Source organism: Burkholderia sp. Bp9012 (assembly GCF_003853825.1).
Lineage (GTDB): Bacteria > Pseudomonadota > Gammaproteobacteria > Burkholderiales > Burkholderiaceae > Burkholderia > Burkholderia diffusa.
Map to the genome: position 1 here is coordinate 21,880 of NZ_QTQA01000001.1, position 14,493 is coordinate 36,372.

Annotated in this window: 14 protein-coding genes; 5 read left to right on the top strand and 9 right to left on the bottom strand. The window is 66.4% G+C overall.

Annotated elements, in window-relative coordinates; translation table 11 throughout:
- Nucleotides 1-6: 6 nt before the first annotated feature.
- The 3 genes from DIE11_RS00105 to glmS form a co-directional block, all read right to left on the bottom strand.
- Nucleotides 7-1,299, bottom strand: coding sequence for a TolC family protein (locus tag DIE11_RS00105; protein ID WP_124620652.1), 1,293 nt, complete (start codon nucleotides 1,297-1,299; stop codon nucleotides 7-9).
- Between the two features lie 93 nt (nucleotides 1,300-1,392).
- On the bottom strand, nucleotides 1,393-1,761 hold the full coding sequence (locus tag DIE11_RS00110) for a hypothetical protein (protein ID WP_124620654.1): 369 nt from the start codon (nucleotides 1,759-1,761) through the stop codon (nucleotides 1,393-1,395).
- Nucleotides 1,762-2,185: 424 nt separating this feature from the next.
- On the bottom strand, nucleotides 2,186-4,015 hold the full coding sequence (glmS, locus tag DIE11_RS00115; protein ID WP_124620656.1) for a glutamine--fructose-6-phosphate transaminase (isomerizing): 1,830 nt from the start codon (nucleotides 4,013-4,015) through the stop codon (nucleotides 2,186-2,188).
- 157 nt (nucleotides 4,016-4,172) lie between these two features.
- On the opposite strand from glmS, the gene DIE11_RS00120 reads away from it, so the two are divergent.
- Nucleotides 4,173-4,670 (top strand): Lrp/AsnC family transcriptional regulator, encoded by a 498-nt coding sequence (locus tag DIE11_RS00120; RefSeq protein WP_124620658.1) that lies wholly within the window; start codon nucleotides 4,173-4,175, stop codon nucleotides 4,668-4,670.
- Between the two features lie 36 nt (nucleotides 4,671-4,706).
- Here DIE11_RS00120 and DIE11_RS00125 read toward each other — a convergent pair whose 3' ends face one another.
- Both DIE11_RS00125 and DIE11_RS00130 read right to left on the bottom strand, forming a co-directional pair.
- Nucleotides 4,707-5,240 (bottom strand): methylated-DNA--[protein]-cysteine S-methyltransferase, encoded by a 534-nt coding sequence (locus DIE11_RS00125; protein WP_059601035.1) that lies wholly within the window; start codon nucleotides 5,238-5,240, stop codon nucleotides 4,707-4,709.
- On the bottom strand, nucleotides 5,237-6,715 hold the full coding sequence (locus DIE11_RS00130) for a DNA-3-methyladenine glycosylase 2 family protein (RefSeq protein WP_124621219.1): 1,479 nt from the start codon (nucleotides 6,713-6,715) through the stop codon (nucleotides 5,237-5,239). The genes DIE11_RS00125 and DIE11_RS00130 overlap by 4 nt, the downstream gene beginning before the upstream one ends.
- 341 nt (nucleotides 6,716-7,056) lie before the next feature.
- On the opposite strand from DIE11_RS00130, the gene DIE11_RS00135 reads away from it, so the two are divergent.
- Nucleotides 7,057-8,349, top strand: coding sequence for an MFS transporter (locus DIE11_RS00135; protein ID WP_059601039.1), 1,293 nt, complete (start codon nucleotides 7,057-7,059; stop codon nucleotides 8,347-8,349).
- A 111-nt stretch (nucleotides 8,350-8,460) separates the two neighbouring features.
- Here the strand turns inward: DIE11_RS00135 and DIE11_RS00140 are convergent, their stop codons facing one another.
- Complete coding sequence (locus DIE11_RS00140) at nucleotides 8,461-9,564, bottom strand: LacI family DNA-binding transcriptional regulator (RefSeq protein ID WP_124620660.1); 1,104 nt, start codon at nucleotides 9,562-9,564, stop codon at nucleotides 8,461-8,463.
- Between the two features lie 102 nt (nucleotides 9,565-9,666).
- Here DIE11_RS00140 and DIE11_RS00145 point away from each other — a divergent pair, with 102 nt between their 5' ends.
- On the top strand, nucleotides 9,667-10,503 hold the full coding sequence (locus DIE11_RS00145) for an NAD(P)-dependent oxidoreductase (protein ID WP_059681075.1): 837 nt from the start codon (nucleotides 9,667-9,669) through the stop codon (nucleotides 10,501-10,503).
- Nucleotides 10,504-10,531: 28 nt separating this feature from the next.
- Here the strand turns inward: DIE11_RS00145 and DIE11_RS00150 are convergent, their stop codons facing one another.
- Both DIE11_RS00150 and DIE11_RS00155 read right to left on the bottom strand, forming a co-directional pair.
- On the bottom strand, nucleotides 10,532-10,852 hold the full coding sequence (locus DIE11_RS00150) for a DUF1330 domain-containing protein (protein ID WP_124620662.1): 321 nt from the start codon (nucleotides 10,850-10,852) through the stop codon (nucleotides 10,532-10,534).
- A 234-nt stretch (nucleotides 10,853-11,086) separates the two neighbouring features.
- Nucleotides 11,087-11,548: a MerR family transcriptional regulator gene (locus tag DIE11_RS00155; RefSeq protein ID WP_124620664.1), complete on the bottom strand. Its 462-nt coding sequence runs from the start codon at nucleotides 11,546-11,548 to the stop codon at nucleotides 11,087-11,089.
- 79 nt (nucleotides 11,549-11,627) lie between these two features.
- Here DIE11_RS00155 and DIE11_RS00160 point away from each other — a divergent pair, with 79 nt between their 5' ends.
- On the top strand, nucleotides 11,628-12,863 hold the full coding sequence (locus DIE11_RS00160; protein WP_059601803.1) for an NADH:flavin oxidoreductase/NADH oxidase family protein: 1,236 nt from the start codon (nucleotides 11,628-11,630) through the stop codon (nucleotides 12,861-12,863).
- Between the two features lie 36 nt (nucleotides 12,864-12,899).
- Here DIE11_RS00160 and DIE11_RS00165 read toward each other — a convergent pair whose 3' ends face one another.
- Nucleotides 12,900-13,223 carry a hypothetical protein gene (locus DIE11_RS00165; RefSeq protein ID WP_059601050.1) on the bottom strand — a complete coding sequence of 108 codons (324 nt, stop codon included), beginning with the start codon at nucleotides 13,221-13,223 and terminating at the stop codon, nucleotides 12,900-12,902.
- A 620-nt stretch (nucleotides 13,224-13,843) separates the two neighbouring features.
- Between DIE11_RS00165 and DIE11_RS00170 the strand changes: the two genes are divergently transcribed.
- On the top strand, nucleotides 13,844-14,476 hold the full coding sequence (locus DIE11_RS00170) for a LysE family translocator (protein WP_124620665.1): 633 nt from the start codon (nucleotides 13,844-13,846) through the stop codon (nucleotides 14,474-14,476).
- Nucleotides 14,477-14,493: the final 17 nt, after the last annotated feature.

The following is a 14,493-nucleotide window of genomic DNA, read 5'->3' on the forward strand; positions in this document are numbered from 1 at the left end:
TCTCCTTCACTGGGCTGCAGCCATCGTGGACGGCACGACTTGATATTCGAGTTGCGCCCAGGTTTGCGCTACCTCGCGCTTCAGGTCGAGCACTTGGCGTTGCGCTTCCAGTTGTGCGCGCCGGGCAGCAAACGTGTCTGCAAGCGAGCCGGTCCCGGCCCGGTAGGCGGCGTTGGCGAGCTGAACACGTTGCTCGGCGGCAGGCAGCAAGGAGTGACTCAGGTTGTCGATGCGCTCCCGGCCGCTCGCCAGCGTGGCCGATTGAGTTCGGATATCAGCCTGGACCTGTCGTAGCGTGTCTTCGTACATCAGCCGGGCTTTCGTCGCGAGTTCGGCTTTTTCAGCGACGTCGCGGTTCTGGCGGTTCTTGCGGTTCAGAGGTAAGGGGATGGTGACACCCACCGATACCATGTTCGAATACGCACCGCCGCGTTGCTGGTACGCAATCTCCCAGCTCCAGTTCGGGCTGCGCTCGCTGTTCGCGACCGCCGTATCGGCTTCCGCGACCGCGATATCATCGGCGGCTGCCACCAGCGCTGGCTGGGAAAGGCGCAGCTCGTCCGGCGGCAATGACGACACGAAGGATTCCGGTGCCGGCGGCTCACCCGTCACATCGGTAGCGGGCATAGCCGTCCAGCGTGACAGGCCGATGAGCGCGGTCCGGTAGGTCTGCTGTGCCTTCAGTACCTGGTCTTGAGTCTGCGCCAGCATGGCTTTGGCTTGAACCACGTCGGCAGCGCTCGCCTTCGCGCCACGGTACGAGGCTTTCGTGGCCGCCAACTCGTGGGTCATGTGGTCCAGCAATTCTTGTTGAAGCGCGAGCGCTTGCTTCGCGAAGATGGCGTTCAGCCAGGCCGTCGCCGTTTGCTGGCGGACATTGGCAAGCTGAGCCAGATAGCCGGCGCGTTCGCGTCCGACCATCTCGCTGGCTAGCGCCGAACGCAGGCGTCGCTTCTCGCCGGATACCCACTCCTGCTCGATGCCGATACGCCGCATCGTCATGAAATCCTGGCCGACGGTGAACCGCTGCGGTCCGTTCACCGGCAGGTTGTCGATGCCGGCTTTGAGCATCGGGTCCGGCAGTTGTCCGGCTTTGGCAGCTGCCTCCGAGCTGGCGCGCACAGACGCTTGCGCTGCCTGCATCGAAGCCGAGTGGTCACTGGCGGACTGCAGCGCGGCGTCGAGATTGAAAGTGGCTTCCTGCGCGTGTACGACACCCGCGACAAGTAGCGCGGCAAAAAGCGTATGCGCGCGCCGAAGAACACGCCGACTCCGCGGCGTGCCGAAATTGAATGTCATGTTCTTACCCCAACGGCGGAATCCAATAGGGATTCCACGTCCTGGCATAGGACGAACTTCACCGCATTTGCGGTGAAACCTGTCAGCGTGGGATTAGATGGCGCGTGGAGGTCGCCACAACCCGTTCGGGTCGCGGACCGAGAGAGAATCAGCGTAGTGGAAGACGACCGGGCGGACGAGCGCGGCAGGTCGGCTGACGTCTGCGCGACCGGTCGGATGGTAGAGGCTGCCAAACTGGCATTGGGCAGTTACCTTACAGAACACGCCCTTAACCTTGGTCTTGTCGACTGACTGGGACTTCATCATGTCACAGTGGGACATATCCGTAGACATATGCTCGCCCACATCCCCGGCCATCGATTGCTGCATCGGACACTCGCCGGTCAGACCGCTGGCTGCCAGCCCACTGAGGGGCAGCATCGCACACAGCGTCAACAGGAAAAGTGTCCGGAGGAATTTCATGGCAACAATTGTAGGGCGCCATTTTAGCCAACTTCTCGGAATTTCGGCTATGACATTTGCCGCAACGCTTCACCGGGTGTCATCTCAACTTGAACCGGTCGATGAAGCGGAGCGCCTCCTGCATTCCTCGACCCGCGCCAGCGCACGGTCCGCATCCGCCGCAGTGTTTTACGGAAGCTCTCGTCGGACATCACCCTACCTGCCAGCGCGTCCTTGAGCCCCTTCTCGGCGTCATCCAGGAGGACAAGTCGGCCGTGCTCGGCCTCGAGCGAGTGGTAATCGTTCAGCTTACGGGCATCGATAATTGCAACGTAAGCCGAACAAGGCTTGGCGGCACAAAAGGCCCTTGTAACCAAACCTAAATCGAGTGTCCGTAACTGGAATCAATGCAACTCAGCGAGCGGAAAAAACCGCACGGCCACCCTCACTCCACCGTCACCGACTTGGCAAGATTCCTCGGCTTATCGATATCCGTCCCCCGCGCCAACGCCGCGTGATAAGCCAGCAACTGCATCGGCACCGTATGCAGGATTGGCGAAAGCGGCCCGTAGTACTCGTTAAGCCGAATCACCTCGATTCCCTCACTCGGCACCAACCCGCAGTCCACATCCGCGAACACGAAAAGCCTGCCGTTGCGCGCGCTGACCTCGTGCATGTTCGACCGGAGCTTTTCCAGAAGCACGTCATTCGGCGCCACGGCAATGACGGGCATTTCGTTACTGACCAACGCCAGCGGCCCATGCTTCAACTCCCCTGCGGGATAAGCCTCCGCGTGGATATACGAAATCTCCTTCATCTTCAGCGCGCCTTCGAGCGCGATCGGATAGTGCATCCCGCGTCCGAGAAACAGCATGTTGTCGCGTCGCGCGAGCAGCTCCGACCAGCCCATGATCTGCGGCTCCAGCGCGAGCACCTTCGACATCGCATCGGGCAGATGCCGCAGCGCACGCAGATGCGCCTTCTCCTCGTCATCGCTCAACCGCCCGCGCACCTGCGCCAGTGACAAAGTCAGCAAGAACAGCGCCACGAGCTGCGTCGTAAAAGCCTTTGTCGAAGCCACCCCGATCTCGATCCCCGCGCGCGTGACGAACTGCAGCACGCATTCGCGCATCAGCGCACTCGTCGCGACGTTGCAGATCGCGAGCGTATGCGTCATCCCGCGCTGCTTCGCGACATGCACGGCGCCGAGCACGTCGGCCGTCTCGCCGCTCTGCGACACCGCGACGACCAGCGTGCGCGGATTCGGCACGCTGTCGCGATAGCGAAACTCGCTCGCGATCTCGACGCTCGCCGGCAGCTTCGCGATGCTCTCGATCCAGTATTTCGCGGTCAGCGCCGCGTGATAACTGCCGCCGCACGCGAGCAGCAACACCGAGTCGATGTCGTTGAACACGCGCCACGCGCCGTCGCCGAACAGCTCGGGCATGATCGACCCGACATCGAGCAACGTATCGGCCACCGCCTGCGGCTGCTCGAAGATTTCCTTCTGCATGTAGTAGCGATACGAGCCGAGGTCCGCCGCGCCGCTGTGCGCGGCCACCCGCTGCACCGCGCGCTCGACGCGCTGGCCGGCCGCATCGACGATCCAGTAGCGATGCAGCTGAATATCGGCGACGTCGCCATTCTCGAGGTAAGCGATGCGATCGGTGATGCCCGACAACGCGATCGCATCCGACGCCAGGAAATTCTCGCCATCGCCGACACCGACGACGAGCGGCATCCCGTCGCGCGCACCGACGATCCGGTGCGGTTCGTCGCGGCACATCACCGCGATCGCATAGCTGCCGCGCAGCCGCGCGACCGCGCGGCGCACCGCGTCGAACAGGTCGCCGTCGTACAGGTGGTCGATCAGGTGCGCGATCGCTTCGCTGTCGGTCTGGCTCGCGAACACGTAACCGTGCGTCTGCAATTCCGCGCGCAGTTGATCGCAGTTCTCGATGATGCCGTTGTGCGACAGCGCGATGCGCGCGTTGTCGTCGCTCGGCGAGAAGTGCGGATGCGCGTTGAGCGTGACGGGCGCGCCATGCGTTGCCCAGCGCGTATGCGCGATGCCGGTGTAGCCGGACAGCGCGTGCGCGGCGATCTCGCGCTGCAGGTTGGCGACGCGGTCGACGCTGCGCGCCCGTGCCAGTGCACGATCGCGATAGACCACGACGCCGCACGAGTCGTAGCCGCGGTATTCGAGCCGCTTCAGCCCGTCGACGAGGTTCGGCAGGATGTCCCGCTGGGCCACCGCCCCGACAATTCCACACATATCGCGCTCCGTAAATGTCCTGTCTGGACCCGTGACAGCAATGTTAGAAGCGGTCGAATGGAATTAAATTTCAAAATACACAAGAAAATGAAGCAGGCGAGACGTCGGCTATCATGTTGAAATTAAATTTCACGAACCTGACCGGAAGGAGCCGCCGATGGCTGGCATCACACTCGACGATCTCGACCTGCGCATTCTCGCGATCCTGCAGGACGACGCATCGGTGTCGAACCTGCAACTCGCCGAGCGCGCGCTGTCGTCGCCGCCGACGTGCATGCGCCGCGTGCGGCGGCTGACGGAAGCGGGCGTGATCCGCCGCCAGGTCGCGGTGCTCGATCCGGTCGCGATCGGCACGGCCGTCACGGCGTTGATCGAGATCAGCCTCGACCGGCAGACGGCGGAAGACTACGACGCATTCGAGGCCTACGTGTGCGCGGAGCCGGCGGTCACGCAGTGCTATCGCGTGTCGCCGGGGCCGGATTTCGTGGTGGTGGCTGATCTGGCCGACGTCGCCGAATACGACGCGTTCGCGCGGCGGCTGTTCACCGGCGCATCGAATATCCGCAACGTGCGGACGTTCTTCTCGACGCATCGCGCGAAGTTCGAGGCGAACGCGCGGGTCACGCATGCGATGCGCAAGCGCGGCGACGCCTAGACCGCACGACACACGTCGAACGGCACGCGCGCGGCGTCAGAACGCGAACGTCTGCTGCATCGGATGGCGCTCGCCGCGCGCGAACCCGGCGCCCTCGAGCGACAACAACGCGCGTTTGCGATCGATGCCGCCTGCATAACCGGTCAGGCTGCCCGACGCGCCGATCACGCGATGGCACGGCACCATGATCGATACCGGGTTGCGGCCGACCGCGCCGCCGACGGCGCGCGCGGCACTCATCGGCAGCCCGACGCGTTCGGTGATGTCGCCGTACGACACGAGCTTGCCGAACGGAATCGCGAGCAGTTCCTTCCACACGCTGCGCTGAAACGCGGTGCCGCGCAGATGAATGGGCACCGAGAAGGTTTCGCGCGTGCCGGCGAAATATTCGGCGACTTCTTCGGCAACCTTGCGCGCGAGCGGCGACGCGTTGCGTACGTCCGCATCCGGTGCGATCCCGAGCGACGGATAGTATTTCTGGCCGACGAAGAAGAGGCCCGTCAGGGCATCGTCTTCGATACGGATGGCGATGTCGCCCAGTGGGCTCGGAATCAGATGAGCGGGAGTCATCGCGAAGCGTCTCCATGAAGGCGCCACACATGCAGTGCGGCATACGCGCGCCATGGCGCCCAGCGCACCGCTTGCGGCGCCGATGATGCGATGCTGCGCGGACGCTCGGTGGCGGCGGCGCGCGGCGCAAGCCACGCGTCGTCTGCGGGGAACGCGTTCGGCCAGGCCATCGCACGCATCGCGACATACTGCACCGCGCGTTCGTCGAAGCCGGGCAGCGCGCGCAACGCAGCGAGCGTCGCATCGAGCGGCGCCATCGGTTCGAGCGCGAGCGTGCCGTCGGCGACTGCACGTGCGAGCGACACGATCGCCCGCGCCGCATCACGCGCCGTGCCGATCGCTTCGAGCGCCGCCGGCGGCACCCTCGCCAGCGTCGCGGCGGAAGGCAACGCATGCGTGAGCCCCGGCGGTGCGTGGTCCACCGGCGTGCCGAAGCGTTCGGCCACACGCGCCAGCACGGCGCCTGCCTGCATCGCAGCCAATCGTTCGCCCGCGATCGCACGAATCGCGATCTCGAGCCCGTCGAACGCGCCGGGCACGCGCAGGCCGGGCGAGCCGTCCGCGAGCTCGCCCAGATGCGCGTCGATCACGTCGGGGCGGCTGTCGAGATCGAACAGCCGCCGCACGCGCGCGAGCACGGCCGGGACGACGGGCGTCAGCGCGGGCGACACGGTCACCGCGAGCGCGAACCGCTGCGGCACGTGCGTGACGGACAGCCAGCCCGTCACCTGAGCGTCGCCGTGCCCGTTCGGCAGGGCGACGAGGCGGGCATAGCCGTGCGCATCGATACGCTCGACGCCGTCGAGCTGCCGCTGCGCGAGGAAGCGCATCAATTCGGCCCAAGCGAACGGCGGCCGGTACGGTAGCGGGAAGGTCATGTCGCCACTGGCGGATGCGCCGGCGCCCTTGCGCAGGCGCAGCGGATTGAGACCGTAGCGCTGGCGGAACAAATCGTTGAAGCGTCGTACGCTGCCGAACCCGGCAGTCGAGGCAACCACGGCCACCGGCAGCGCGGTGTCGGTCAGGAGGCGCTTGGCCATCAGCAGACGGTGCGTCTGCGCGAATTCGACCGGCGACACGCCGAACTGCGCGGCGAAGATTCGGCGCAGATGGCGCTCGGTCACGCCGACTCGCCGCGCGAGCGCATCGACGGAGTGCGCGTTCAGGAAACCGTCCTCGATCAGCGAGGCGGCCGCGTCGGCGAGATTGCCGGACAGGTCGAGCAGCCCGTGGCCCGGTGCGAGTTCGGGCCGGCACCGCATGCACGGCCGAAAGCCTGCTTTTTCCGCGGCGGCGGCGGTCGGGTAATAACTGCAGTTCCGCGCCTTCGGTGGTTTCACCGGGCAAACGGGGCGGCAATACACGCCCGTCGTCGACACACCGACGAAGAACCAGCCGTCGAAGCGGCGGTTCCGCGAAAGCAGGGCGTCGTAGCAGGTGTCTGGATCGAGGTGCATGAGACGACTGTAAACCATCCGTGCTGCCGATTCCGGCTGGAATCGGACATGTGTATCGACGCGCCGGCTCGCGTCATGCCCCCTTTTCGCACACGGGAAAATCCCGAAAAAACGGTTAATGCCACTTTGCGAAACAGTCGTCTTTTTTGCGCGGCCGGATTTGAGATGACTCATCGAAATCCCCGACTGACACGGTACCGGGCCAAGCCCTATCCTTTGAAAAACGTTTTCCAGAACTCGACGGACGAGCGGCCGTGCCACGCAAGGGGCGGGCCGCCGTCCGCTCCGGCGCCCGTCGCCGGTCACGGACAGACAACATCCAGCGGCGCGACGGGCGCGACCGCGCATCGGAGACACTCATGCAATCTGCCGTCGTCGGCGCAGTGCGCGCGGCCGCCAGCCGCTACCGCTGGACCGTCTGTGCGCTGCTGTTCTTCGCGACCGTCATCAACTACATGGATCGACAGATCCTTGGCCTGCTCGCGCCGATGCTTCAGCACGACATCGGCTGGAGCCAGGTGCAGTACGGCCGCATCGTGATGGCGTTTTCCGCGTTCTACGCGATCGGCCTGCTCGGCTTCGGGCGCATCGTCGACTGGCTCGGCACGCGCATCTCGTATGCGGTCGCGATGCTGGTGTGGAGCATCGCGGCGATGCTTCACGCGGCGGTCGGTTCGGTGATGGGCTTCGCGGCCGTGCGCGCGCTGCTCGGGATCGGCGAGGGCGGCAACTTCCCGGCCGCGATCAAGACGACGGCCGAATGGTTTCCGCGTCGCGAGCGCGCGCTTGCCACCGGTATCTTCAACTCGGGCGCGAACATCGGCGCGGTGTTCGCGCCGGCGATCATCCCGGCGATCGCGGTGGCTTACGGATGGCGCGCGGCATTCGTGATCATCGGCGCGATCGGCATCGTGTGGCTCGCGGTCTGGCTGGTGATGTATCGCACGGCCGACACGCGCGCGCTCGCCGCGGAATACGACGAGCCGCGCGACGAAGCCGAAGCGCTCGACGCGGCGAACGCGAATGCCGGTGCGCCGCGCTGGGGCGAACTGATCCGCAAGCGCGAGACGTGGGCGTTCCTGATCGGCAAGTTCCTGACCGACCCTGTGTGGTGGTTCTACCTGTTCTGGCTGCCGAAGTGGCTCAACGAGTCGCGCGGGATGGACATGCAGCATATCGGCTTGCCGCTCGTGTGCATCTATGCGCTGACGACGGTCGGCAGCATCGGCGGTGGCTGGCTGTCGTCGATGCTGTTGCGCGCGGGCTGGAGCGTGAACGGCGCGCGCAAGACGGCGATGCTGATCTGCGCCTGCTGCGTGCTGCCGATCGCGTTCGTGTCGCAGGTGCAGAGCCTGTGGGGCGCGGTGCTGATCGTCGGCCTCGCGGCCGCCGCGCACCAGGGCTGGTCGGCGAACCTGTTCACGACGGCGTCCGACCTGTTCCCGCGCCGCGCGGTCGCGTCGGTTGTCGGCATCGGCGGGATGGCCGGTTCGATCGGCGGCGTGCTGTTCTCGGAAGTGATCGGCCAGGTGCTGCAACGCACGGGCCACTACTGGGTGCTGTTCGCGATCGGCGCGCTGGCCTACCTGCTCGCGCTGGCGGTCATGCACGTGCTCACGCCGAAGATGAAGCCAGCGAAGCTCGACGCTTGATCGCGTGCGGGCAAACGAACGCGCCGCCCGGAGGCGGCGCGTTTTTATTTGCGACGCACAGCGGCGCAGTGACGAGGAAGAAGCGGCAGGCGGCGGACGCGACCGCGCAATTCAACCGGCCGCGGCCGTCGACGCACGCATGATCAGTCGCGGCTCGAACGTCGAATAGCTGGCGTCGGTGCGCCCGGCGAGCGCGTCGATCAGTTTCTGCATCGCGAGCTCGCCCATGTTCTCGCTCTGGATGTCGATGGTGGTGAGCGCGGGTGCCGCGTATTCGCCGTACGGCACGTTGTCGACGCCGGCGACGGACACATCCTGCGGCAGCCGGAACCCGAGCGACGCGGCTTCCTTCATGAAGCCGAGCGCGATCAGGTCGTTGTAGCAGATCACGGCTTGCGGACGGTTCGGGCCGAGCATCACGCGCGAGCATGCGCGCTCGCCGGCTTCGGCGGTCGGCGCATGCGCATCGTGCACGTCGAGCGTGAGCCCCGCTTCGGCGAGACAGTCGCGCGCGCCCTGGATCCGTTCGTCGTTGACGCGCGCGGGGCCGAAACCGAGGTACGCGATGCGCGTATGGCCAAGATTGAGCAGGTGGCGCGCGAGCATGTAGGTCGCGAGCCGGTTGTCGATGCCGACGCTCGGAATCGGCAGGCCGGGGCTGCGCCTGAGCAGCACGAGCGGCTTGTGCAGGTCGAGCATCCAGCCGGCCTGGTCGTCGGGCATCCGCGTGCTGACGATCAGCCCGTCGACGCGCTGCGCGAGCGCCTCGATCAGCGAGCGTTCGCGCGCCTGGTTCTCTTCGGTATCGACGAGCAGCAGCGTGTAGTCGTGCTGGAGCGCGACGCGGTTCGCGCCCTTGACGACGTTCGTGAAGTGCGGGTTGCTGATGTCGAGGATCACGAGGCCGATGGTGCGCGTGCGCCCGGTGATCATCGAGCGCGCGAGCGGGTTCGAACGGTAGCCGAGCCGCTCGATCGCTTCCTTGAGCCGCGCTTCGACGGTTGGCGAAAAGCGTTGCGTGCCGTTTACGTACTTGGATACCGTCGCGACCGACACACCGGCTTCCGCCGCCACGTCGCGGATCGTCGGGGAAACTTTTTTCATCGGAAGGGTAACGTTTTCGTTCGATTGCACCGGATTGTGGCAGAAAAAGCCGGCGTCCGGCCACCGACCGATATCGGGAAAGTGCGGATGGCTGCGGGCGGATTCGACCATTGACGTTCGGCTTTTGTCCCGCGTATAGTTGGAAAACGTTTTCCGATTCCGTCGGGTTCGGACGACGTCCAGGACACTTCAGAACAGATTCAAGGAGATTCGATGAACGCCACATCCACCGGCGCACGCAAGCCGTTCGGGCGCCTGCTGCTGACCGGCGCGGCCGGCAACCTTGGCCGTCAGGTGCGCGGCGCGCTGGCGAGCTGGGCCGACATCGTGCGCGTGAGCGACATTGCCGCGCTGGACGATGCGGCCCCGCACGAGGAAATCCGGGTCGTCGATCTGGCGGACCGGCCGGCGGTGATGGCGCTCGTCGACGGTGTCGACGCGATCGTCCACCTCGGCGGCATTTCGGTCGACGCGCCGTTCGACGATCTCGTCGATGCGAACATCACCGGCACGTACAACCTGTACGAAGCCGCGCGCAAGCACGGCGTGAAGCGCGTCGTGTTCGCGAGCTCGAACCATGCGATCGGTTTTCATCCGGTCACGGAAGTGCTCGACGCCGATTCGCCGCTGCGCCCCGACAGCCTGTATGGCGTGACGAAGTGCTTCGGCGAATCGCTGTCGCGCTACTACTTCGATCGCTTCGGGATCGAGACGGTGTGCCTGCGGATCGGTTCGTCGTTCGAAGTGCCGAAGAATCCGCGCATGCTCGTGACGTTCCTCAGCTATCGCGACTTCATCGAGCTGGTGCGCTGTTCGCTGCTGACGAACCGCGTCGGCCATGCGATCGTGTACGGCGCGTCGGACAACCCGGTGAAATGGTGGGACAACACGAAGGCCGGCTTCCTCGGCTTCCGCCCGCGCGACAGCTCCGAGCAGTTCGCCGGGTTGTTCCCGGTGACGGCGCCGACCGCCGACTACGACGATCCCGCGCAGCGGTTCCAGGGCGGCGGGTTCGTCGTGGGCGAGCCGATGGAGCGCAACGCGAAGTAAGCATCGCAGGCGCCGCCGGCGTCGCGGATCAGCGCAGGATGTCCGTCGCCTTGTGCCGTTCGTCCACGCCGTCGATCAGGATCAACGGGCCGCTCGCGTGCCGCGCGCGCAGCGGCTGGATCCGCCGGTAAGCATCCGATTCGTACCACGTGCGCGCTGTATCGAGATCGGGAAACGCGATCGCGATCAGGTCGCCGCGCCACACGCCTTCGCGCACGTCGGGCCGCGCGCCGTGAATCACGAAATGACCGTCGAACGGCGCGAGCGTGTCGTCGATGCGTTCGAGGTATTCGACGATGTCGTCGCACATTTCAACGTCGTGCAGGTGGGCGATGGCGTAAGCGGTCATGGCGGGCTCCGTGGCGTCGACGCGATGCGTCGATCGGTGAAGCCATGATCGACGCGCGGGCGGCGCGCGTCGATTACCTGCGACGTAAGCACATCCATGTGGCCGTGCGCGATGCCGGCCGCGCGTGGGCCGCGCATACTGCATACCGCGTGTCGCGTGTCGCGTGTCGCGTGTCGCGTGTCGCGTGTCGCGTGCCGCGTGCGGCACGTCACGGACATCGGGCGCGCGACGCACTCACGCGTGCTTGCGGATCGGCCGGGGATGCGGCACAGGTTCCGGCTCCGACTCGGCGGCTTCCTTGCACAGCTTGTCGAGCATGCGTTGCGCGGCGCCCGCGCAGTCCTCGCCGGCGGGCTTGTTCGCGATCTCGTCGATCAGCGCCTGCAGGTTGCGCCGGTTCTGCGCGAGCCGCTGTTCGAGCAGCGCGATTTCGTCGACCTTGTTCCGCAACGCCCGCAGCAGTTCGTCGCGCGGCCACGCGCCGAGATCGGGCGGCAGCACCGCGCGGATCTCGTCGAGCGCGAAGCCCGCGCGCTGCGCGCGGTCGATGATCGCGAGCCGCGTCAGCGCTTCCGGCCCGTATTCCCGATAGCCGTTCGCCTGCCGGCGCGCCGGCTCGAGCAAGCCGCTCGCTTCGTAGAAGCGGATGCGCGATGCCGCGATGCCGCTGGTTCGCGCCAGTTCGCCGATCTTCATCTTTGTGCTCCAGGGGGGGCTTGACCTTGAAGCTGACTTTAAAGTTATGGTTGGGCATCGTCAATCGAGGATGTCCACCATGAACCTGTTTGCGCCCCTCACACTGCCCAATGGCGCGGTGATCCCGAACCGGCTCGCCAAGGCCGCGATGGAAGAGAACATGGCCGATGCGGACCACGCGCCGTCCGACGCGTTGCTGCGCCTGTACCAGGCGTGGGCGGACGGCCGGGCGGGCCTGATCCTGACCGGCAACGTGATGGTGGACGGCCGCGCGATGACGGGGCCGAACGGCGTCGTGCTCGACAGCGACGCGCATCTCGACCGCTTCCGGCGGTGGGCGCAGGTCGCGCGCTCCGGCGGCGCGCACGTGTGGATGCAGATCAACCATCCGGGGCGCCAGATGCAGGCGGCGCTCGGCCAGACGACGCTCGCGCCGTCGGCCGTGCCGCTCGCGCTCGGCGCACTGTCGAAGCAGTTCCCGGTGCCGAAGGAGATGACGGAAGCCGACATCGTCGACGTGCGGCAGCGCTTCGTGCGCGCCGCGCAGCTCGCCGAGCAAAGCGGCTTCACCGGCGTGCAGATCCACGCGGCGCACGGTTATCTGCTGAGCCAGTTCCTGTCGCCGCTGACGAATCGCCGGCAGGACGCGTGGGGCGGCAGCATCGAGCACCGCGCGCGGCTGCTGCTCGACATCGTGCGCGACGTGCGCGCGACGGTGTCGCCGGCGTTCGTCGTGTCGGTCAAGCTGAATTCGGCCGACTTCCAGCGCGGCGGCTTCAGCGCGGACGATGCGAAGCGCGTCGTCGAACTGTTGAATCCGCTCGGCGTCGATCTCGTCGAGCTGTCGGGCGGCAGCTACGAAGTGCCGGCGATGCAGGGCGAGGCGCGCGACGGGCGCACGCTGGCCCGCGAAGCGTATTTCCTCGAATTCGCACGGGACATCACGGCCGTCGCGGCCATGCCGCTGATGGTCACGGGCGGAATCCGGCGCCGCGCGGTGGCCGAGCAGGTGGTCGCCAGCGGCGTGGCGATGGTCGGCATCGCGACCGCGCTGTCGATCGAGCCGAACCTGCCGCGCGACTGGCAGGCCGGCAAGGACAGCGCGCCGGCGCTGCAGCCGATCCGCTGGAAGAACAAGGCGCTGGGTGCGCTGGCCAACATGGCCGTCGTGAAGTTCCAGCTCGCGAGGTTGAGTGTCGGGCGGCGCACGCACCCGGGCGTGTCGCCGCTGCGCGCGCTGGTGTCGCAGCAACTCGCCGCGCAGTGCCAGACGCGGCGTTACCGCAAGTGGATGGCGGGGCGGGCGGCGCGCTAGCCGCGAAGGCGCCGCGTTGGGCTGCCCGATGCCCGCTCACACCGGATACGCATCGTCGACCTTCAGGTTCGCGAGCCGGAACAGCGTGCGCAGCGTCTGCGGATGAATGTCGCGGTGCGCGGCGAGCGACGTCAGCATGAAGTCGAGGACCTTCGCGTAGCGCAGCAGCACGAGGCAGCGCGCGAGATCCGCGTTGCCGCCGCGCATGCCTTCGGCGAAGTGGACCATCTGGGTCGACAGCGTGCGTGCCATCTCGAGTTCCATCTGCTGTTTTTCCGTCCACTCGGGCTGCGGCTGGTCGAGCAGTTTCGCGAGAAAGATCTGGAACGACGTATCGGATGAGTTGGGCAGCGCATCCATGAAGAGCCTCGTAACTTGCGTGGATCGTTCGGGCGTGTCCGATGGAGGGTCCCGATCCGGGTTCATGTCCGCGCCGATCGGCGGCGCGACTGTCATCCGACGGGAATGCACGTTCCGTACCAGCCCCGCGATCCAAGTGTTGAGCAATGTTGACGCCGGGCGCGGCAGCGGTCGTCGCGTCCCGCCGACACTGGCTTGCACGGAAAATCGAGAAGGGAATCCATACGCTGCGCGCGATCGCGAGCGGCAGCGCGACAGGGGCCGGATGAATGAAATGCTTCAGCGATGTAACGTAACGCCGGGCTGAAACCGGCCGTGTGTTTCGGTCGACGAATCTGGGAATGTCGTGTCGCGCGCGTGCCGGTGCCGCTCCCGGCGTCGGCCCGAGGTCGGGACGCTCTCGCGCGGCGAGCCGCGGCGTCACCCGCCTCACGATGAAAGCGCACGATGGATGCGCCGGATGTTTCATATCCGAGACGTCTCGTTCGCGGCCCGCCGGATGCATGCGCAACCTGTGGACGCGCGGCGCCCAACTGGCCCAGCGAATAACCGGACAACTGTCCATGGGCAGCCGCGTCGTGTTTGCGAACAATCATCGCATCATCTCCGCGAGGTTCGACATGAGCGCCCACGCCTTCTTCTCGGCGAATCTGCTGCTGGCCTACACGGCCTATTTCGTCGGTACGGCCAGCCCCGGCCCGAGCAATCTCGCGATCATGTCGGTCGCCGCGAACCACGGCCGCAAGGCGGCGCTCGCGTTCGCGCTCGGCGTCATCTCGGGCTCGATGTTCTGGGCGGCGGTGGCCGCGCTGGGCGTGTCGGCCGCGCTGCTCGCCTGGTCGCAGCTGCTGGTCGCGATCAAGCTGTTCGGCGGCGTGTACCTGCTGTGGCTCGCGTTCAAGTCGGGCCGCACCGCGTGGTCGGCCAGGGCGGCCGCCACGCCGAAGGCGACGGCCGATCGGAAGCTGTCGCGCTTCTACGCGCGCGGCGCGATGCTGCATCTGACGAATCCGAAAGCGATCCTGGTGTGGGTGTCGATCGTCGCGCTGTCGTCGAACGGCGCGGGCGCGTCGCACGGCGCCGTCGTGCCGGGCTGCATCGCGATTGGATGCCTGGTGTTCGGCGGCTATGCGCTGGTGTTCTCGACGGACGGCGCACGCCGGCTGTACGTGCGCGGACGCCGCGCGATGGAAGCGTGTCTTGCCGTGGTGTTCGGCGTGGCGGGGATCCGGTTGCTGGCGTCGAACGTGTGAACGGACAACCCGCACGC